Raw genomic sequence first — 20,664 nt, 5'->3', positions numbered from 1 at the left:
GAAATTACCCTAACATAATTAACAACAATGTAATTGTAAAAATACTAATTAATGTTGTAATCAGTGTAATACTTGAGACTAATCTCGGTTCTGACTCAAATTGAACAGCATACATGACGATCGTTGCCGCAGATGGCATCGCAGCAGATACAATCAGAACCTTAGCTAACAACGGGTCAAACGGGAATATTAGCGTAATTAAAAAAGCGATGATCGGTGAAACAATAAGTCTTAAAAAAACTCCATATGAAACTTTACCCCACTGAAAATTCTCGACTCGAATAAGTGCTAATTGCATGCCTAATATGATCATTACTGTTGGTACCGCTGCTTCAGCAATGATATCTACAGTCATTAATAAATTTTCAGGTACAGAAATATTAGCAATATTTAAGGGAAGAGCAATGATCACTGCGTAGGTAGCTGGCATAAGAAAGACAGATCTTATCGCCGTACCCATACCCGCATGCTCTCTAGCAGCATAATAAACCCCAAATATATTCATAATAATGGCTTGGAGAACCATAAAAGAAACAGAGAAAGCAAAACCTGCTTCTCCATAAGCAAATAAAATGATCGGAGCTCCGTAATTTCCCGAGTTCATAAAAGCAGTGGATAAAATTAACCCACTCTCTGTTGAAGGTGTTAGTTTTGCAATTTTTGCTGAAATTATATTTATAAAGATTAGCGAGAATAATAGAATAAAAGAAAATAACGCCATATACATATATTGCAAATTTAATTCCGATGTATAGAATGTTCGAAAGACAAGACATGGAGTCATGACATAAATTGCAACGGTAGAGATAGGTTTTATGTCAACTTTCTTCCACTTTTGAACGAGAAACCCTAAAGTAAATACAAGAATAACAGGTAATACAACTTGAATAAAAATAGTCATAATTTAACGCCTTCTTTTTCTGTAATAGATTAGTATTGCTTTACAAATAATAACAAAGATTATACTATCTGCCCAGTAAACAAGAAAACGTTTCGATTATTCTTAAATTAAAACAAGACAGCTTAGCTATAAAGTTGCTAACCTGTCTTGTTTTAATTCGTGAAACCACACATATACAATTTTCCCCGTATCTGGATCCGCTTCGAAAAATAGCTCATATTCATCCAAATAATAGTGATAAACCGTAAAACCATCTCGTTCATCTACTTCCGTCTGATCAGGAGTTCCTAACGCTTTTTTTAAGTCATCCTCCCTTAACTGGTATTCCGCAATATTGTAAGCAACAGCCACAGACGTATCTTCCTCAGCGTTCAAAAAAATGGAGGCGTTTCCATAATTCCAATACTTTCCACCTTCATAATGGCCCATTTGCTTCGGTTCACCAAATTGAGTTCTAATTACATCTGAGGAGACCCCTAAATGTAAATCTAACGGTTCAAAGACACCATTAAACCCATGCTCTATCCAGGAAAATGATAGGAAGGAGGATGATTTTTGTGACATCGCAGACACTTCATGTTCTTCTACCTCTTGACTTGACGGATTGTCACCTTGTCCACAAGCCGATAACATAATAATGAATATCATTATTGCAAAGCGCACATAAGACACAAGAACACCTTCTTTCTTTTGGCAGTCTTTATCACAAGGATGGTCGATTTAGCTCTAGTTTATTCAACTATATTGTAGCTGTTGGTGATTTCGAACCCAATTCTCTAGCTCATTTGCTGATAATGGCTTACTAAAGTAATATCCTTGAATAAGGCTACATTTTTTACTTTTCAAAAACTGTAATTGCTGTAATGATTCAACACCCTCTGCTACAACTTTGAGTTTTAAATTTTTGGCTAAGCCAATGATTGCAGATACAACTTCCTTTCCTTCCTCAGATTGATCTAACTCTTTCATAAAACCACGGTCAATTTTAATTGAGTGTACACGAAAGGCTGTTAAGTAACGTAATGAAGAGTATCCTGTTCCAAAATCATCAATTGCTAATTCAACTCCCATTTCTCGAAGTTGTCTCATTTTGGTTAAACTTTCATTTACATCCTCCATTGCCGTTTCCTCTGTTAATTCAATCATCAATTGATTCGCCATTAATCCACTCTGTTTTAAGCTTTCTTCCACTACCTCGACAATATTTGAATCTTGAAATTGCTTCGTGGATACATTTATTGACATTTTTAATTCAGGAAGTCCTGCACCTTCCCACTCTTTTAGTTGTTTACACGCTTCTTGAATGACCCATTTCCCTAAGTCATTTATAAGATTCGTCCGTTCAATAATTGGTATAAACTTACTAGGCGAAACAAACCCTAGCTCTTCATCCTTCCACCGTAACAAAGCTTCTACACCAATGACTTTTCCAGTAAGTATATTTATTTGCGGCTGATAAAAAAGTGTAAGCTTTTGATCCCGTAATGCTTTTTTAAATCGGCTCTCTATCACGGTATATTCAAGTTTTTCTAAACCTAATTGTTCCGTGTATTCAACCACTTCTTTCTTTCCTTTTTCTTTAGCCGTATGTAACGCTAAACTCGCATGGCGCATAAGAGTTTCATGATATTCTCCCCCTTCCGGAAATGACACACAACCTACGCTAATCGAACACGATATTTCCTCACCGTTTATTAACAAGGACTTTTCACAAACTTTCATTAAATTTTGTGAAAAGCTTGAGATTGCCTTTTTCTTATCATCAGATAGTAATATTGAAAACTCTTGGCTATCATATCTTGATACACATCCACGCAATGGTGTAATATCTTGAATTCGATCCGCTAGTACTTTAAGACATTCATCTGCCACCGTAGAACCATATGAATTTACCCAGCTTTTATAGGAATTAATTGACACTAAAAAAACAAAACACTTCTGGTTATTCGTTCTACTAACTTTAATTTCGTTATTTAGTGTTTCCTGAAATAGCCGTCGGTTCGGCAAACCAGTTAAGTGGTCATGGTAAGCCATGTATTCAATTTGTTTATTTGCCTTCACTTTTACTTTCGTAACGAGCTGCTCTATCTTCTCAACCATCTCATTTATTCTTTCAGCAAGCCAATCAAATTGTTTATCTCGTTTAAAACTTAGTCGTTTCGATAAATTTCCGCTTGAAACCTCCGCTAAATAACGCTCAATTTCTCCTAATGGCCGTAACTGCTGTCCGATGATCCAAAATAATATAAACAAAAAGCAACCATATGTAAATAACGTAACGAAAATATCAACAGCGATAATCCGATTTTCTATATCTTGATGTTGTCCAATATTTACGGCTAGAAATAAAGAGTTATTCCCTGATAATTGCTTGAAATAATACCTAATAGGTTGAGTGGAATCCTCATAAATAGTCCAATTATTAGCTAACAAATGTTCAGTAGCCATGACATTATTTATTTTCTCTGATACTTGGTATGTTGGGATGATGCTTACTTCATCAAATCCATCAAGAATAACCTGCCCATTCACGAAATGTCCTTGACTTAAAACAAGCTCTTCAGCTAATAATACTTTTTCTGACAACTCATGATCTATGAACGCTGTCAGCTTCCCCTTTAGTAATAGATGAGACATGGAGAAATTAAATATTGCAATAATAACTAGTACAATTGATATTTTAATAACCATTTGTATTGTGACCATTTGATACTTCATTTCTACGTCCCTACCATTTCTTTAATCAAATTGGGTGGTAACGATTAAGCAAAGGGCTACAAGGTCCTTCCTTATATATTTCTTTCTTATGACAACAAATTCCTACTCCTTTCAAAAAAAAGGAAAATATCCACTTGGATATTTTCCTAAATCACCATATCTTTTATAAATATAGTCATTTCATTTGCTAAATCGACATGGTTAACTTCATAATCGGTTGATCCTGTTCTTGTCATCTGAAAAGTTCGAATGATTGGACGTTGTGGCAACCCGTAATGCTGACCAACAACAATACCAGTTGCTCCTGTCGAAAGCTTGACTTGACTCCCTGTAGGATAAAAAGCTATTGAGCGTAAGAAGTGCCAAACAACATCATGCGAAAAATGCGTATTCGTTAGTGCCATAATATGTTCACATGCCTCATACGGAAAGAGGGCCTTTGCCCGATCGACAGGGGCAACCAGCCGATCAAATGCATTTGCCACGGCTACAATTTTCGAGAGTAAATGAATGTTATCGTCTTCTAACTGTCGGGGCATTCCACTCCCATTTACATGCTCATGGTGTGTTAGTGCAATATGAGCAGATAACGTGCTAATTTCTTTATTTTTACGAAGAACATTAAAGCCCTTCCAAGTATGGTCATTATATACAGGTAATTCCGGATTTTCTTCATCAGGTACTATTTTTCCTAAATCATGTAACAAAGCACCTGTTGCTAGTTCTTGTAACTTTAATCGATCCAGTTTCAGTTTAACCCCTATGATTGTAGAAATAATACAAACATTAACTGAGTGGACAAATAAATCATTATCCTCTGTTCGAATATCCGTTAGACTTAATAACGTAAATTGGCTATCTAGTACCTCATCTATTATGCTCTTTATCGACTTTTGAACTTTTTGTACATCAAGGGTTTTTCCTTTTTGAATAAAGTGAAAGGATTCCTTTAATGTTTCAATCGTTGAACGTTTTACTGTCTCAGAAACAACTTCTTCAATTTTAACATCTTTCAAGCGGTCATCTTTTATATATAAAGCCTCTACTCCCATATGACGTAATCTTGAAATTAAACCGACCGTTAATTGAACTCCCTCCTGCAAAAGAACACGACCATCACTAGCAAATATATGACGCCCTAATCTCTCTCCCTGTTCAACATTGTTGATGTACGTATATCTCATGGACGCCTCCTCTAAAACGATTTCTTTAATTATAATAGTTTTTATGTCATTTGAACATGAAACATAAATAACCAATCCGTAAAGTCCTTTAAGGCCTGGCTACCGGCGCAACACAAACCGTTTCGCCTCTTAAAACCCTTAGCCTCCCTCTGGTCGGCTGCCGGCGCAACACAAACCCGTTTCGCCTCTTAAAACCCTTGAGCCTCCCTCTGGTCGGCTGCCGGCGCAACACAAACCCGTTTCGCCTCTTAAAACCCGTGAGCCTCCCTCTGGTCGGCTGCCGGCGCAACACACACCCGTTTCGCCTCTTAAAACCCGTGAGCCTCCCTCTGGTCGGCTGCCGGCGCAACACACACCCGTTTCGCCTCTTAAAACCCGTGAGCCTCCCTCTGGTCGGCTGCCGGCGCAACACACACCCGTTTCGCCTCTTAAAACCCGTGAGCCTCCCTCTGGTCGGCTGCCGGCGCAACACAAACCCGTTTCGCCTCTTAAAACCCTTGAGCCTCCCTCTGGTCGGCTGCCGGCGCAACACAAACCCGTTTCGCCTCTACAAAAAGGACTCATTGGTTTGAGTCCTTTAGTTGATTTGGTTGATTTGTTGAATCTTTATCAAAATAGATTGTTCTAGATGGAAAGGCGATTGACACATTGTGTTTTTCAAGAATCTTCATTATTTCTAGGTTTATCTCTTCTTTAATTCTTAACCATTCCACCCAAGCAGTAGTTTTCGTAAAAAAATAAAGAAAGATATCGAGACTTGAATGATTGAACTCGCTAAATCGAACCATGATTAAATTTGGGTCAATTTCTTCGTGATTTCTTAAATACTCTTCAATTTCACGTGCACATGCCTCGACTTTATGTCTTGGTGTTGAATAGGTGACTCCAAGATTGAACGTAATCCTCCGCTTATTCATTTTTGACCAGTTTGTAATCGGTTCATTTGCCAAGGTTGAGTTAGGTACTGTAATAACGGAATCGGCAAAGGTTCGAATTTGTGTACTCCGAAACGTAATATCTTCTACGACCCCTTCGACTGTTGGTGTTTGAATCCATTCACCTTTCGAAAAAGGCTTTTCCGTTATAATAATAACTCCACCGAAAAAGTTGCTTATCGTATCTTGAGCCGCTAAGGCGAACGCAAGTCCACCTAAACCGAGACCCGCAACAAACCCATTTATGTTATACCCCCATTCACTTCCAACAATTACAATCGTTAAGGCAATCACTCCGAAGCGAAGCAGTTTTGAGACAAATGGCACGACCATGCTATCTTCATCAAGGTCAATCGTTCTAGCCATTTTTACAAACGCTGAGGAATGGATGGATGTAAAATTATATAATCCCCATCCAATTAAGATAATGATAATAGAGCGATATATTCCTTGGACAACTTCAATTGTCGTAATATGGAAGGGTAAATATTCAAGTGCTAAATATGTACCTAACACGACCCAAAACATTCGAAGGGGACGTTCAAATGACAACAAAATATTCGTAAATAATTCTGTTGGTGTTTTCTTAGAAAATCGAATGATTAATTTAAAGATATATTTTGTGAAAATCTTCCGAAACAACAAAAACAACAAAAAGATCGAAAATGCAATTCCCACATCTACCCAGTCTAGATTTTCTAAAAATAAATTAAACCGTTCCCATCTTCCTAACTTATCAATTCTCGACATAAAACACCACCTTCCTTTTTCGTTCTTCATTTTAACATAGATAGTGTGAATCTATAAAAAATCTAGAATAAAATTATTCAAAAAAGAATCTTAACGATACCCTTCGTTCTATTCAACAAATAATAAGTTTACACACAAAAAAAGACATACGTTCGACTTGTACGAATGTATGTCTTTCCTTTCTATTAACTTACAAATAAATAAACAACGCCATCACTAATCTCAACATCGTACCGCTTTACACAGCCAACATCAGGTGCCTGGACCTTTCCGTCCTCCGTATTAATTTTCCAATCATGTAAAGGACAGAATACATACTCCCCAGAAACAATTCCTTCAGCAAGAGGGCCATTTTTATGCGGGCAACGGTTTTGAATAGCATTTACACTACCATCTTCTTGCTTAAATAACGCAATCTCTTCACCATTAAAGATAACAACTTTTCCGATCCCTTTCGATAATTCAGAAACATTGATTGCTTTTATTCTTTTCATGCTTTCTACCTGAGCCATCTTTCATCCCCTCCTAAGACAATACTTCCACTTTTTTCTCTTCAAATAATTCCTTCTTTTTCTCTTCACTATCTACGATCTCTTTCCATGGGTCTTTACGGTTGGAAAGAGCAATATCCATACGCTCAACTAGTGCTTTTCTACCTTCTTCATCCTCAAGCACTACTTTTCTCATATGATCTAAACCAACACGTTCAACGAAGTGAGAGGTACGCTCTAAGTACTTCGCATTTTCACGATAATACTGCATAAATGCGCTTATTGTATCCATAATCTCTTCTTTCGTTTCTGCCTTGTGGAATAAGTCACCAGCACGTAAGTCAACTCCACCGTTCCCACCAACGTATAATTCCCATCCACCTTCAACACCGACTACACCAAAGTCTTTAATTCCAGATTCAGCACAGTTACGTGGACAAGCTGAAACGGCCATTTTAACTTTATGTGGTGTATTAATATATTCAAATTTCTTTTCTAACTCTATACCAAATCCGATAGAATCTTGAGTTCCAAAACGACAGAAATTAGCCCCAACACACGTTTTTACAGTACGAAGTGCTTTGGCGTAAGCTGAACCGGATCTCATTCCGAGCTCACTCCACACTTTTGGTAAGTCTTCCTTTTCAACACCCAGTAAATCAATACGCTGCCCACCTGTTACTTTTAATAAAGGAACGTTATATTTATCGGCTACGTCGGCAATTTTACGTAATTGTTCCGAGTTAGTTACACCACCATACATTCTCGGTACTACTGTGAATGTTCCATTATTGTTGATGTTTGCATGGAAACGCTCATTAACAAAACGTGATGTATGGTCGTCTTGGTTATTTAGCGGGTCAACCATTCCTAAGTAATAGTTAATTGCAGGTCGACATTTAGAGCAGCCCTCATCTGATTTCCATCCAAGCACATTCATTACTTCACGTGGATGTGTTAAGCCTAGCTCACGAATTTGAGCTACGACCTCTTGATGGTCTAAATCAGTACAGCCACAAAGCGTTTCTTGCGTTGCTGCATCATTCCCCGTTGTTAATGCTAATAGTTCAATTACTTCGGGCTTACAGCGGCCACATGAGCGCGAAGCATTTGTACATTGCTTGACTTCCTCAAACGTTGTTAACCCCTGTTCCTTTATCGCCGAACAAATATCTCCCTTTGAAACACCATTACACCCACAAATATTTGCACTATCATCTAGATCTGCAACAGAGATTGCTCCCCCATTAGCATCCTCAGATGGCAATAAAGCAACTTTGCTCATTCCTGAAATGTCTTCACAAGATTTAATCATGTTTAATAACCGTGTTGAATCAGAAGTATCCCCGAAAAGGACAGCTCCAACAACTTGATTTTCTTTTATTACAACTTTCTTATAAATACCTTCAAACTCATCATGAACTCGAATAGCCTTCGTTTCCTCCGAGTCCGTGAAATTACCTGCCGAGAAAACATCAACACCAGATACTTTTAATTGCGTATATAAGATGGAACCTTCATAACCTTTTTCTAAAGAATCAGGTTCAGTAATATGCTCAGCTAATACTTTACCTTGCTCGTAAAGAGGAGCAACTAATCCATAAGCGATTCCTCTATGCTGTGCGCACTCACCTACTGCATACACATTAGGTGCACTTGTTTGCATATAATCATCTACAACAATAGCTCGTTCAACATTTAGTCCAGCTTCCTGTGCCAATGTGACATTAGGTCTAATCCCAACAGCCATTACAATTAAGTCCGCTTTAAGCTTTGTTCCATCTTTGAAGTGAATTCCAGTTACACGATTCTTTCCAACAATTTGTTCAGTATGCTTATTAAGGTGGAACCTCATTCCTTGAGCTTCAAGCTCTTGCTTCAATAGTTTACCAGCTGGTTCATCAAGCTGCCGTTCCATTAAATAATCTGCGATGTGAATCACATCAACTTCCATATTTAAGTTTAATAGACCTCTAGCTGCTTCCAAACCTAATAATCCCCCACCAATAACAACTGCTCTTTTGTAATGTTTTGATGTTTCAATCATCGTTTCACAATCTTTAATGTTTCGGAATGCGATGACTCCATCTAAATCAGCTCCAGGTAAAGGAAGCATAAACGCATTCGAGCCCGTTGCAAAAATCAGCTTATCATAGTCGCACTCAATCCCGTTTCTGCTATATACCTTTTGCTTTTCAGTATCAACTTTTACAATGGGGTCACCAGTGTAAAGTTGTACTTGGTTTTGCTCATACCAATCGTAATCGTTAAGGACGATATCACGAACATCTGCATCACCTTGTAGCACTGAAGATAATAGAATTCGATTATAATTTGGATGTGGCTCTTCTCCAAAAACCGTCATATCATAACGATATGGGTCCTTTTTTAATATTTCCTCAAGCGTTCGAATACCTGCCATCCCATTCCCGATTAAAACTAATTTCTCTCTCATACCTATCCTCTCCTATTCAGCATATACGTTGCTCAGCTTTCTACTGCTAGACTTAACTCCTCAAGCAAAGCCTTTATTATCTGCTCATCCGTAGCACTGGCATCTAATTGAGCATGAGTGACTATTCCGTGTGCCTTTAATATGAATGCTGTCTCTTTTCCACGACAAATTACTTTTAACTTCGATGAAACCGCTCGGGAATCCATTTCACACTTCATGGCAACTTTTATAAATGTAAGAGCTTCCTTTTGATTCGTAACGAGCAGTGTATTCACGTGATTCTCAGCTACTAAACGTTGAAAAGCTTCTACCTTATTGTCTGAAATCTTTTGCTCATGTGTAATTAGTAAATTCTTTGAAGAAGAAATCAGATTGTAGAGATCTTCAACATCCCCCATTCCACCAACGATTAATGCATTATCCAGCGTTTGCTTTTTAGGCGCACTAATCGATAGACAGCCAAATGATAATAGCGCTTCTTTCACAGCTTGATTTATTGCGTAGAAGGATGCGTTAATGTCTCTCAGATCTAAATGATAGTGAATGAGTCCTTTTATAAACTCTTTAACACTTTCACTTGATAAAAAAACAATGTGCTTATAAGCTTTAATATGTTTCAGTGCTCGTTCGAAAGCTTCAGTATGAATAAGCGAATGTTCCGTAAGAGTGGGGTTTACATATACGTCTGCCCCTTCTCTTTTCAGTTTTTCAACAAGCGCCTTATTCGCTTGATCCTTTGTTGGAAATAAAATACCTTTCCCTGATAACTTTCTGTTGTCATACCATTGTAATTTTTTTCTTAACTTTACTACGTCACCTACAACAATAATCGCTGGGTTTGTAATTCCTTCTTGCTTAACTTGATTTGCAATCGTCGATAGGGTTCCTTCAACAATTCGTTGCTTGCTATATGTTCCCCACTGAATCACTAAAACCGACGTTCTCTTGTCTTTCCCTGCAAGTGTTAATTGCTCAGAAATTAACTTCAAATACTTAACTCCCATATAAAAGACAACCGTGTCAACACCCTTGGCCAACGAATTCCAATCAGCCTCCGGTTTCCCATCTTTTCCATGACCGGACACAATCGCAAATGAACGCGAATGTTCTCGATGAGTCACCGTAGCTCCGGCATATAGAGGTGCTGCAATTCCCGACGTGATTCCTGGAATAATTTCATAATTTATATGATTTTCTGAAAGGAGCTCGGCCTCTTCACCAACCCTCCCGAAAACAGCAGGGTCTCCGCCTTTAAGCCTCACAACCTTCTTTCCTTTACGTGCATGGATCAACAGCTCTTTTTGGATATCTTCCTGCCTGAGGAAATGTTGACACGGTTGTTTTCCGCAATAAACCAATTTTGCTCCATCTCTAACTTCCGTCAACAATATGGGGTTAACCAAACGATCAAAGATAATCACATCGGCTGTTCGTAAAGCCCTTCTACCTTTTATCGTTAGTAATTCTGGATCTCCTGGCCCTGCGCCTACGAAATAGACCATTCCGTTTTTCATTTCATCGTCCCCCCTTCCTCATACTCATAGTTTAAAGGAACATCTTTTGACAATGTGCATTTATGTCAGGTATCCTTACACAGAATTTTATATATTTGAAATGCATCTTTAAACCTTCATCTAACTCCCTACTACATCAAGCTTTCTGCCCTTTTTCTCGTTACATTTTTAATTAAATTGCATACAAAAAACGAGCTGAGAAGATCATCTCTTCATCTCACCTCGTTTTTATCAACATTGCTAATTAAAAAATGTAAGGATTTCTATACTAAATCCAATTAATTGTTAGATAAGCATGCTCATTTTTAAATCAATCAATTAATACAATGGGAAGTAATCATCCATTTAGAATTCTTCATCATCCTCTAACGCATCTTGAATTAAATTCGCCAATTGCGGTTGCGTATTTTTTTGCTCTTGCTGCCCGCTATTTTGCTGTTGTTTTGTTCTTTTCATTATTTCTTCAACATCCTCAGACCATTCCTCCCCTAGTTCTAAAAGAGTCTGGGACATCGTTGGTTTATGAGCATTGTTATTTTGGTTAAAACGCTCTGCTACTTGTTTACGCATCACGGCTCCTTTTTCTGGGGCAAACAATAATGCACCAGCGGCCCCAATTAGGCCACCAATAACTGTTCCAATAAGATAGCCTCTTGAAGAAGTACGTCTACGTTCAAACATCGGATCACCTCATTTAATATTTAAGCTTATGTTTTTCAAAGCTGGCTGTTTTTATGTAAGAATTCTACTCTTCTTGATCCGAAAAAAGAGAAAGCTCATAAGATGCTTTCTCTTTTACTCATTACGCCAATTCTCTTAAGGCCGTTATGTTTACTGTAGTTACTTTAAACCCAGGCATTCTACATGTTGGATCTAACTCTTTCGGTACTAAACAATTTACATTTTGAGAATCTGCCCAGTGAAACGGTACAAATACGGTATCTTTTCGAATCTCATCAGATAATTGTCCTCTAACAACAATCGTACCACGTTCCGATTCAATTTTGACTAAATCATTATCTTGAATGCCGTAAGACTGTGCTGTTTCCGGATGGATTTGAATATGGGATTCAACGTTTCTAGCCGCAAGCGCTGGACTTTTTCTCGTTAAAACTCCTGTTAGATAATGTGCCACAACTCTTCCAGTCGTTAAATAAAGTGGGAATTGCTGAGTTGGCTTTTTCTTTGGAACCTCGGACTCATTAGAAACCGGTAGGATAATTCCTCTTTTGTCAGGGTGGGCAAAGCTTTCCTTAAACATGATTTCTGTTCCATCATGGTCAAGTGAAGGACATGGCCAAAACATCCCATTCTTTTCACGAATCCGTTCATAGGTAATTCCATAGTAATCTGCAATTCCACCTTTACTAGCAATTCGAAGTTCATTAAAGATATCTTCTGCACAACTGTACGAGAAGTATTTACCTTTTCCTAGTAACTCCGCAATCTCTGAGAGGATTTTCCAATCATGCTTCACTTCACCAGGAAGCTCTTTTGAGGCTTCGCGTAATGTCACACGACCTTCTAAATTTGTAAATGTTCCTTCATTTTCTAGATAAGAAGAGGTTGGTAAGATTAAATCTGCTAATTGCGCCGTTTCCGAAATAAACATATCAATGGCGACAAAGAAATCTAACTTTTCTAACGCCTCCTTTACAAAGCTTGCATTAGGATTTGATACGATGGGGTTTGATGCCATTAATAGCATCCCGTGAATTTCTCCTTCGTGAACTTTCTCCATCATTTCATATGCGGATATTCCTTTTCGTGGAAGTTCCTTTTCATCAATTCCCCAAACATCAGCTATATACTTACGGTGCTCTGGATTTTCAATTGAACGGTAGCCTGGTAACTGATCTGCTTTTTGACCATGCTCACGACCACCTTGCCCGTTGCCTTGACCAGTTATCGCACCATATCCACATCCTGGCTTACCAATTTTCCCTGTTACCATAATCATATTAAGAAAGTTTCGAACAGCCATGTAACCATCAACTTGCTGTTCAACGCCTCTTGCTGTGAAAATCATCCCAGTTGCCTCTTTACCAAATACAGTTGCTGCTGTTTTAATATCCTCGACTGAAACACCTGTTTTCCCTGCAATTTTTTCTAGATCGATTGTTGTAGCATGCTCTACCAAAGCTTCAAATCCATTTGTTCGGTTATTGATAAACTCATGGTCGGTGTACCCTTCATCTAATAAGACCTTTAATAGACCATTTACTAATGCTGCATCTGTACCGGGCTTTACTTGTAAATGAAGATCCGCAATCTTTGTTGTCCCGGTTTGCCTTGGGTCAATCACAATAATATACGCACCATTCTCTTTTGCTTTTTCAAAATAAGGCATGATCGTTGGTTGACATTCAGCAATATTTGTACCAGCCAAAATAATAACCTTAGCATTTGGAATTTCAGTTAACCTAGTTGTTAAACCTCGATCAATACCAAATGCTACATTTGCAGCCGTTGCGGCAGCGGACATACAAAAACGTCCATTATAATCAATGTATTTTGTTTTCAAGGCTACTCGCGCGAATTTTCCAAATAAATAGGCTTCCTCATTTGTTAATTGTGCACCACCATAACAGGCAAGCGCATCATTTCCATGCTTTTTTTGGATTGACTTAAACTTTTTCTTTATAAGCGCATAGGCTTCATCCCATGTCGTTCGAACAAATTGTCCATCCACTTTTTTCATCGGGTATTTAATTCGCTCACGGTGAAACGCATGTTGGTGTGCATTCAATCCTTTCACACATAATCGTCCCTCAGAGGTTGGATTAGCTTTTCCAACCGTCTTATATTTTTTTCTCGTCACCACTGACTGTTCAATTAGTTGCATTTTACATTGCATGCTACAATATGGACACTGTGTATCATATGTCTTTTCAGATTGTACCTCTTGCTGCTTCGTACGAAAGTATTTTAGTAACAGATCCGTCACGGTGTCACACCCTTTTACTTATTTCATATTTTTATTAATTTACGAAACTATTTTCCAACTTTCTTTTCTGCTTTATACTATCTAGTTCCATTCTTTCTAACAGTTCTTCTCTTAAATCGATATCAAACAAGACTTCTCTTAAATGAACGATATTCATTCGTTCAATCCAGCGTCTAGTAGATTCCAAGTAATTGGCGGTTTCACGATAATATTGTATTAGACCACTAACAATTGATAGTGCCTCTTCATTTTCCTCCGCCACTGTTAGTAAAATTCCATCCTTACCAGTACGTCCACTCTCACCGCCGATATAAATTTCCCAACCGCGTTCGATTTTAATAAAACCAATGTCCTTTGTTTTAATATCAGCCAAGTCATCACCTGCTACAGACACACTAATTCGAACATCCTGTGGTGTATTTAGTGAAGTAACTTTTTCATCTAGTCCAATAGACAATTCGATTGCTTGTTTATTTTCCTCGAAAGAACTTGAATGCCCAATATTTGTTCGAACATTATGAACAGCATGATCATGGCGAGGTGTTAAGTCGATCTCCAGATCGCGCATAACATTTCGAAGGATTTCTTTTCTAACCCCCATAAGACTCATTCGTTGGCGCTTTGTTAACGAAACATGTGGTATGCCATAATTCTCAATGACATCTGCTATTTTTCTTAGTTGCTGTGCTGTTGTTGCTCCACCATTCATTTGAGGGAATACAGTATACGAACCATCAGACTGTGCAGTCGCATTTTTATATAAATCAACTAACGGTTCTTGCTGAAAATCTGAGTTCGAATAAATCATCCCTAAATAGTAAGTAAGGGCGGCCGAGCAGACAGAACAACCATCCTTTTGATTCCAGTCTAGTGTTTCTCGAATCTCTTTAATAGACTGTAACTGTTTAAGCTGAATTTCTTCCACCACTTGATTTTCTGGCATTGACGTACAACTACATAACGGCTCTTCTTTTATATGCTCGTTAAAATCATCGCTTTGAATATATGCTAGTAAATCGCCTACAAGCGGTTTACAGCTGCCACAGGATCCTGAAGCTTTTGTGCACTGTTTTATTTCTTCAACCGTCGAAAGACCGTCCATTTGTACGGCTTCTATAATGGTCCCCTTAGTGACACTATTACAATTACAAACGATTTCCCCTAGCCCCATTGAAGCCACTTGGTTTTCTTCAACGCAAGCTTGATTTATCACTAGCTCTTTAACAAGTTCAGCCTTCTCCTGTTTTGAAATGAGATCAATTAACTTTGTCCCTGCGCGTGTATCCCCAAATAAGACAGCACCTATCGCTCTCTCTTCACGGAAGACTAATTTTTTATAAATCCCCTCTAACCCATCATAAACCGTAAGACTTTGCGTTGTGTCATCCTCCTGAAATTGACCGACAGAAAAAACATCAACACCAGAGATTTTTAACTGAGTGGCTAGAAGAGAACCTTGGTATCCTTTGCTGTCAATCTGACAAATATGCTTTGCAAGCTCCTTACCTTGTTCATAAAGAGGCTTCACAAGGCCATATACGACATTGCGATGCTCCACACACTCACCTACTGCATAAATATCAGGGTCGCTTGTTTGCATATAATCATTCACTATGATGGCACGATTCGTCTCAAGCCCTGCTTCACTAGCTAGCTTGATATTTGGGCGAACCCCCACTGCCATAATGACTAAATCAGCCTCTACTTCACTTCCGTCTTTAAAACGCAACCCTTCTACACGGGTACCACCAACAATTTCTTCTGTTGCTTTTTCAAGCAAGAAATTCATCCCTTGTTGCTCTAATTCTTTTTGCAACATTTTTGATGCAGTAAAATCGAGCTGCCTTTCCATTAATGTGTCACAGATATGAACAACATTGACCTCCATTCCTAAATGAAGAAGGCCACGAGCAGCCTCTAATCCTAATAACCCGCCACCTATGACTGCTGCTTTTTTATACTTTTTTGATGTTTGAATCAATTTTTCACAGTCTTCTATTGTTCGGAAGGCAATTACACCTTCTTTATCGTGTCCTGGTAAAGGAATGATGAACGGATTAGAACCTGTTGCAATAATCAATTTGTCGTATTGAACCTTATTCCCTTTATCGGTAATGATTGTGTTATTCTCACGATCAATAATGGTAACCGTCTCTCCAGAGCAGAGAGTAATCTTATTTTTTTCATACCATTCTTGACTATTAATGATAATATCATCTAGCGTCGTACTTCCCTGTAATACGGAAGAAAGTAATATTCGATTGTAATTAACGTGTGGCTCGCTTCCGAAAATCATGACATCAAATGCCTCTGGTTTATGTTTAATGATTTCTTCCGCACAGCGTGCACCCGCCATACCATTTCCTATAATCACCAGTTTTTGCTTTGTCATCGTAAACCTCCAAGCATATTGAAGTTCATGATGAACCTTCCACATCATGTAACATCTTGATTGTTTTTAATTATGACATAACCATTTTCAAAAAAAATGAAGTATGTTAAATCTTTTAACATACAAAATTCACACAGGTTATAAAAGATTTCCGTTGATATAAAAGGGTTTTTTAAAAGATATATTAAAAAGTTCGTTAACTGTTCTAACGAAAACCTACATCTTATATACGAGATAAAGTCTAAAGCTCCGTATTATCGCTCCTCTTTCTCATCGTCACCTGCTGTGAGGTGCATTAAAACGTATTTACAAAAAGAAAAGGCTGAAACCACGTAAAATGATTTCAGCCTTTTCTTTGAAAAAAATTACCCTCTTACATTCATGCTTTGTGTTACTTCTTTATGACTATTTGATTTATCTACTAACCATTTTATAAATTGTCTTTCAGAATCTTTGGTTTTTCTTGTCAATCTTTTTTCAAAAGAGCGTTTAAGATTTGAATAGCTAACTTTTTTATTCACAATAAAATCCTCCAATTCTGCCTTTTTTAATCTATACCCAAAAAACTAGAATTAAAACCTATCTTTTTAATTTTTTTAATAGAATTGGAGTTTGACAAGAATGAACCAAGCGTTTTAAAGATGGTTTAAAAAAAATGTTAACATATGTTCAGTAGTTGGGATCATTTGTTTCGGTAGACACTCACGTTCAAAAAATTGCAAATCATAACTTTCCTCATCCTTCGTTAATTTACCTTCATAATCCGTCGTTACATACGATATGATCACATTATAAACTTCATCACCATTCGGGTATTGATAATAAAACATTTCACCCGAGAAAACATGAAACAAATTGAGGCTTTTAACCGTTAATCCTGTTTCTTCAAAAACTTCCCTTTTGGCCGTTTCCTCAATCGTTTCTCCTATTTCCATAAAACCACCAGGTAAGCCCCAATTATTTGTATCTGTCCGATGCTGAAGCAAAATTCTACCTACATCATCTTGGATAATAACAGAAGCTGCTGTTAATATTAATGGTTTATTCCCTACATAAGATCGAATCATTTGTATATAGTCCAAAATAAAATGCCCCCTTGCTTTACAAGAAGACATTCCACAACAACAATTTAAATTCCTTTTATTATTCCTCGTAAATATCTTTTAGGACATGCACCGACATAACAGCAATGGGTTCCTACGTGGTTTTTATCGATCTTTTTTGCTTGTTTCTGTTTGTCCCTTATAGTTTTTCATTTTTGATATATGCCCCTCTTTTAAGCATTCTTTCTTGTTCGAGTAGCAGGCGTTTTTGTTGCTGCAGGAGCTGCTTTCTTTCTTGTTGCGGGCTTCTTCTTCTTCGTTTTATCCAAAGATGCTTGAAGGGCTGACATTAAGTCAGTAACATTCGAAGTAGCTGCTTCAGGCTGCTTGTCTGTAGCTGTGACTGTTTGCTCACCATTTTTCTTTTCTTCAATTAGATCCATTAAAGCCGTTCGGTATTCATCATGATATTTTTCAGGATCAAAAGTTGTCGTTAATTGGTCAACTAATAGCAGAGCCGTATCAAGCTCCTTTTTTACTACCGTATGTTCACTAGGTACATTAGGTACCTCTTGAACATTTCGAACTTCGTCAGGAAAGTGAATCGTTTCCATTAGAAGAGTATTTTGATACACACGCACAACTGCAAGCTGTTCTTTAGAACGAATCATAATTTTGGCTACACCAATTTTTCCTGATTCTAATAAAGCACTTCGTAGCAGGGAATATGCCTTGCCACCACCATTATCAGGTGCCATGAAATAACTCTTCTCAAAATAAATCGGATCAATTTCTTCAAGTTTAACGAAATCGATAATTTCAACTGCCTTCTCTTCATTTTCTTTCTTCAACTTTTGTAAATCCTCTTCTTCCAAAATGACAAATTTCCCTTTTACATATTCGTACGCCTTTACAATATCTTCACTACGAACTTCCTTGTCACAACCAGGACAAACTTTTTGATAACTAATTGGGGTATGACATTCTTTATGCAATTGCCGAAGCTTAATATCCTTGTCCTCTGTCGCTGTATGCAGCTTAATCGGAATATTGACGAGACCAAAGCTTATACTTCCTTTCCATACTGTATGCATGTTCTTCACACCTTCTTTGGTTTCTTATTCTTAATGTGCAATACTTTGTGAATATTTATGTATGACCCAAAAAAAGATGAAAAACCTATCTTATATAAAAGAAAGGAGGATTTCTTATTGAAACCGATGCTTTTAACGTCCTCAAATGAAATTCCTTCAGGAGATAATTGGGTTTTCGAACCAAAATATGATGGTTTTCGTTGTATTCTTCAATGGGAAGAAAACAAGTCCCCACTTTTTATTAGTCGAAATGGAAAAAAGTTAAATAATCAATTTCCAGAAATCATTAGCTTTTGTGACGAAATAGAAGAAAAGGTTAAACCCTATTTACCATTAATTTTAGATGGAGAGTTAGTTCATTTAAAAAATGATGTTCGCAGCGATTTTAATATTGTACAAACTCGTGGAAGAATGCGAAAAAAAGACGTCATTACATCCCATTCACTTACATTTCCATGTCAGTTCGTTGCATTTGATTTAATAGTATACAAAGGAAAAGAGGTAGCATCTCAAACTTTAACGAAGCGAAAACAACTGCTTAAATCTTTGTTCAATTCACTCTTGCTTCCATATCCTGTTCAGTTTCAGCGCGCAGAGCCTATTCAGGGGATTCAGACATTTGAGGAGAACTCACAGCTTTGGACACTGATTAAAAATGGGAATGGAGAAGGCTTAATCGCCAAAAAGAAAACAAGTAAATGGGAAAATGGTCAACGTACAGCGGATTGGTTAAAAATCAAGAATTGGCGATTCATTTCCGTCTTTCTTAGTAAATATGATAAAAGTAACGGCTTTTTTCACGGCGCGATTTACGAACATTCATCCGTTAAAGAAATTGTTATTTTCCGGCATGGATTAACCGAAGAGGAAGAAAAGACATTAATTACATTATTTCAAACGAACGGCAGTCAAGTAAGTTTAAATGTTTGGTCTCTTCCACCTTCGATATGTGTAACCATAGCCTGTATTGATTTTGATGGAAAGCACCTAAGAGAACCTCGTTTTCATTCATTTGACCTAGATAAGGAACCTGAACAATGCAATTGGTCTACGTTACAAAGACAGCTTTATCCTCTTCCAGAAAAGATTGAATTAACGCATCCAGATAAACCACTCTGGCCGTCCATCGGTATCAAAAAAGATGATTATATCCTTTACTTACAAAAGAGCGCATCCTACCTTCTTCCGTTTCTATATGAGCGATTATTAACAGTTATTCGTTATCCACACGGGATGCTAAGTGAGGAAAAATTTTATCAAAAAAACCGTCCAGATTATACACCTGCGTTCGTTTCGTCTTATCGAACCGATGACATTGACTATATCGTTTGCAATGATCTTGAGACCTTATTATGGTTAGGAAATCAACTAGCTTTAGAATTCCACATTCCTTTTCAAACAGTAAAAAGCCTACATCCTACTGAGATTGTTTTTGATCTCGATCCTCCTTCTGTAAATGAATTCTCTTTAGCGATAGAGGCTGCTTTACGAATGAAGGAGATTTTTGATAAATTTGAGCTGCCATCGTTTATTAAAACTTCCGGTGGCAAAGGACTTCAAATTTATATTCCTCTTCAAGAAAATGCATTTACGTATCAAGAAACAAGAGTATTTACTGAATTTGTTTGTACATTCTTATGTGAACAATTCCCAGCGTGGTTCACTACTGAGCGCTTAAAAAAAAATCGAGGTAACAGATTGTATCTCGATTACATTCAGCATGACAAAGGAAAAACGATTATCGCTCCTTATTCACCACGAGGAAATGAAAAAGGACTTGTAGCTACGCCATTAACCTGGGATGAAGTTAATAATGGCTTAAAACCTGATTTATTTACGATTCCATCCGTTCTTGAACGTTTACAAGCGAAAGGTGATCCGTTCCATTTATTTAGAAAAGATGCCGTTAAGGACTCATTTGAAAAAGTTTTAGACCAATTATCAACCTTATTAAATCGTTAAAAAATATGAATAGCTTTCGATTTTTCGGACATCATACTAGTGAGGTTTACGGCGGACGCTGTTTTCCTCCTAAAATCCATGCACCATCCAAGTGATGTTCACATAAAGGAAGTAAGGTGATTGTATTGGATCGTTCTCAAGATTTTCAAGATTGTTAACACAATATTGAAAAATGAGGTGTTTCCAAAATACAAAAATCGATACGACCCCAGAATGTTTGAATGAACGCTTGCAAGGTGAAATGGTAAGGAGATGGTCGCATAACGTCGACCATCTCC

15 protein-coding genes are annotated in these 20,664 nt (G+C 37.5%); 1 reads left to right on the top strand and 14 read right to left on the bottom strand.

Annotation, left to right across the window (positions count from 1 at the left end; translation table 11 throughout):
- Positions 1 to 4: 4 nt before the first annotated feature.
- From B1R93_RS15775 to ku, 14 genes are all read right to left on the bottom strand, one after another.
- Positions 5 to 901 carry an AEC family transporter gene (locus tag B1R93_RS15775; protein WP_088104926.1) on the bottom strand — a complete coding sequence of 299 codons (897 nt, stop codon included), beginning with the start codon at positions 899 to 901 and terminating at the stop codon, positions 5 to 7.
- Positions 902 to 1,027: 126 nt separating this feature from the next.
- A complete protein-coding gene (locus tag B1R93_RS15770; protein ID WP_088104925.1) occupies positions 1,028 to 1,573 on the bottom strand; it encodes a DUF4309 domain-containing protein in 546 nt (181 codons plus the stop codon).
- A 63-nt stretch (positions 1,574 to 1,636) separates the two neighbouring features.
- Positions 1,637 to 3,619 carry an EAL domain-containing protein gene (locus B1R93_RS15765; RefSeq protein ID WP_088104924.1) on the bottom strand — a complete coding sequence of 661 codons (1,983 nt, stop codon included), beginning with the start codon at positions 3,617 to 3,619 and terminating at the stop codon, positions 1,637 to 1,639.
- A gap of 146 nt (positions 3,620 to 3,765) precedes the next feature.
- Positions 3,766 to 4,803: an HD-GYP domain-containing protein gene (locus B1R93_RS15760; protein WP_088104923.1), complete on the bottom strand. Its 1,038-nt coding sequence runs from the start codon at positions 4,801 to 4,803 to the stop codon at positions 3,766 to 3,768.
- Positions 4,804 to 5,363: 560 nt separating this feature from the next.
- A complete protein-coding gene (locus B1R93_RS15755) occupies positions 5,364 to 6,488 on the bottom strand; it encodes a mechanosensitive ion channel family protein (RefSeq protein WP_088104922.1) in 1,125 nt (374 codons plus the stop codon).
- Between the two features lie 185 nt (positions 6,489 to 6,673).
- On the bottom strand, positions 6,674 to 7,000 hold the full coding sequence (gene nirD / locus B1R93_RS15750) for a nitrite reductase small subunit NirD (protein ID WP_088104921.1): 327 nt from the start codon (positions 6,998 to 7,000) through the stop codon (positions 6,674 to 6,676).
- 13 nt (positions 7,001 to 7,013) lie between these two features.
- Complete coding sequence (nirB, locus tag B1R93_RS15745; RefSeq protein WP_088104920.1) at positions 7,014 to 9,434, bottom strand: nitrite reductase large subunit NirB; 2,421 nt, start codon at positions 9,432 to 9,434, stop codon at positions 7,014 to 7,016.
- Between the two features lie 32 nt (positions 9,435 to 9,466).
- Positions 9,467 to 10,948, bottom strand: a complete 1,482-nt coding sequence (gene cobA / locus B1R93_RS15740; protein WP_088104919.1) for a uroporphyrinogen-III C-methyltransferase — start codon at positions 10,946 to 10,948, stop codon at positions 9,467 to 9,469.
- A gap of 345 nt (positions 10,949 to 11,293) precedes the next feature.
- A complete protein-coding gene (locus tag B1R93_RS15735; protein ID WP_088104918.1) occupies positions 11,294 to 11,629 on the bottom strand; it encodes a YtxH domain-containing protein in 336 nt (111 codons plus the stop codon).
- A 121-nt stretch (positions 11,630 to 11,750) separates the two neighbouring features.
- The gene (gene nasC / locus B1R93_RS15730) at positions 11,751 to 13,895 is read right to left on the bottom strand and encodes an assimilatory nitrate reductase catalytic subunit NasC (RefSeq protein WP_088104917.1); all 2,145 of its coding nucleotides are present in this window, start codon (positions 13,893 to 13,895) and stop codon (positions 11,751 to 11,753) included.
- A gap of 34 nt (positions 13,896 to 13,929) precedes the next feature.
- Positions 13,930 to 16,287 (bottom strand): nitrite reductase large subunit NirB, encoded by a 2,358-nt coding sequence (gene nirB / locus B1R93_RS15725; RefSeq protein ID WP_088104916.1) that lies wholly within the window; start codon positions 16,285 to 16,287, stop codon positions 13,930 to 13,932.
- A gap of 365 nt (positions 16,288 to 16,652) precedes the next feature.
- The gene (locus B1R93_RS23085) at positions 16,653 to 16,808 is read right to left on the bottom strand and encodes a hypothetical protein (protein ID WP_165763853.1); all 156 of its coding nucleotides are present in this window, start codon (positions 16,806 to 16,808) and stop codon (positions 16,653 to 16,655) included.
- Between the two features lie 114 nt (positions 16,809 to 16,922).
- Positions 16,923 to 17,369 carry an NUDIX hydrolase gene (locus B1R93_RS15720; RefSeq protein ID WP_088104915.1) on the bottom strand — a complete coding sequence of 149 codons (447 nt, stop codon included), beginning with the start codon at positions 17,367 to 17,369 and terminating at the stop codon, positions 16,923 to 16,925.
- A 194-nt stretch (positions 17,370 to 17,563) separates the two neighbouring features.
- Positions 17,564 to 18,424, bottom strand: a complete 861-nt coding sequence (ku, locus tag B1R93_RS15715) for a non-homologous end joining protein Ku (RefSeq protein WP_088104914.1) — start codon at positions 18,422 to 18,424, stop codon at positions 17,564 to 17,566.
- A gap of 117 nt (positions 18,425 to 18,541) precedes the next feature.
- On the opposite strand from ku, the gene B1R93_RS15710 reads away from it, so the two are divergent.
- Positions 18,542 to 20,386, top strand: a complete 1,845-nt coding sequence (locus B1R93_RS15710) for a DNA ligase D (RefSeq protein ID WP_088104913.1) — start codon at positions 18,542 to 18,544, stop codon at positions 20,384 to 20,386.
- Positions 20,387 to 20,664 lie beyond the last annotated feature (278 nt).

The organism is Halalkalibacter urbisdiaboli, from assembly GCF_002156385.1.
Classification (GTDB): Bacteria; Bacillota; Bacilli; order Bacillales; family Bacillaceae_D; genus Halalkalibacter_A; species Halalkalibacter_A urbisdiaboli.
This window is presented reverse-complemented; position numbering and strand designations above follow the sequence as displayed.

Excerpts from the sequence above, each read along its gene's own strand:
- B1R93_RS15775 (WP_088104926.1), bottom strand. The coding sequence starts at position 901 with ATGACTATTTTTATTCAAGTTGTATTACCTGTTATTCTTGTATTTACT.
- B1R93_RS15765 (WP_088104924.1), bottom strand. The coding sequence starts at position 3,619 with ATGAAGTATCAAATGGTCACAATACAAATGGTTATTAAAATATCAATT.
- B1R93_RS15760 (WP_088104923.1), bottom strand. The coding sequence starts at position 4,803 with ATGAGATATACGTACATCAACAATGTTGAACAGGGAGAGAGATTAGGG.
- B1R93_RS15755 (WP_088104922.1), bottom strand. The coding sequence starts at position 6,488 with ATGTCGAGAATTGATAAGTTAGGAAGATGGGAACGGTTTAATTTATTT.
- nirD (WP_088104921.1), bottom strand. The coding sequence starts at position 7,000 with ATGGCTCAGGTAGAAAGCATGAAAAGAATAAAAGCAATCAATGTTTCT.
- nirB (WP_088104920.1), bottom strand. The coding sequence starts at position 9,434 with ATGAGAGAGAAATTAGTTTTAATCGGGAATGGGATGGCAGGTATTCGA.
- cobA (WP_088104919.1), bottom strand. The coding sequence starts at position 10,948 with ATGAAAAACGGAATGGTCTATTTCGTAGGCGCAGGGCCAGGAGATCCA.
- B1R93_RS15735 (WP_088104918.1), bottom strand. The coding sequence starts at position 11,629 with ATGTTTGAACGTAGACGTACTTCTTCAAGAGGCTATCTTATTGGAACA.
- nirB (WP_088104916.1), bottom strand. The coding sequence starts at position 16,287 with ATGACAAAGCAAAAACTGGTGATTATAGGAAATGGTATGGCGGGTGCA.
- ku (WP_088104914.1), bottom strand. The coding sequence starts at position 18,424 with ATGCATACAGTATGGAAAGGAAGTATAAGCTTTGGTCTCGTCAATATT.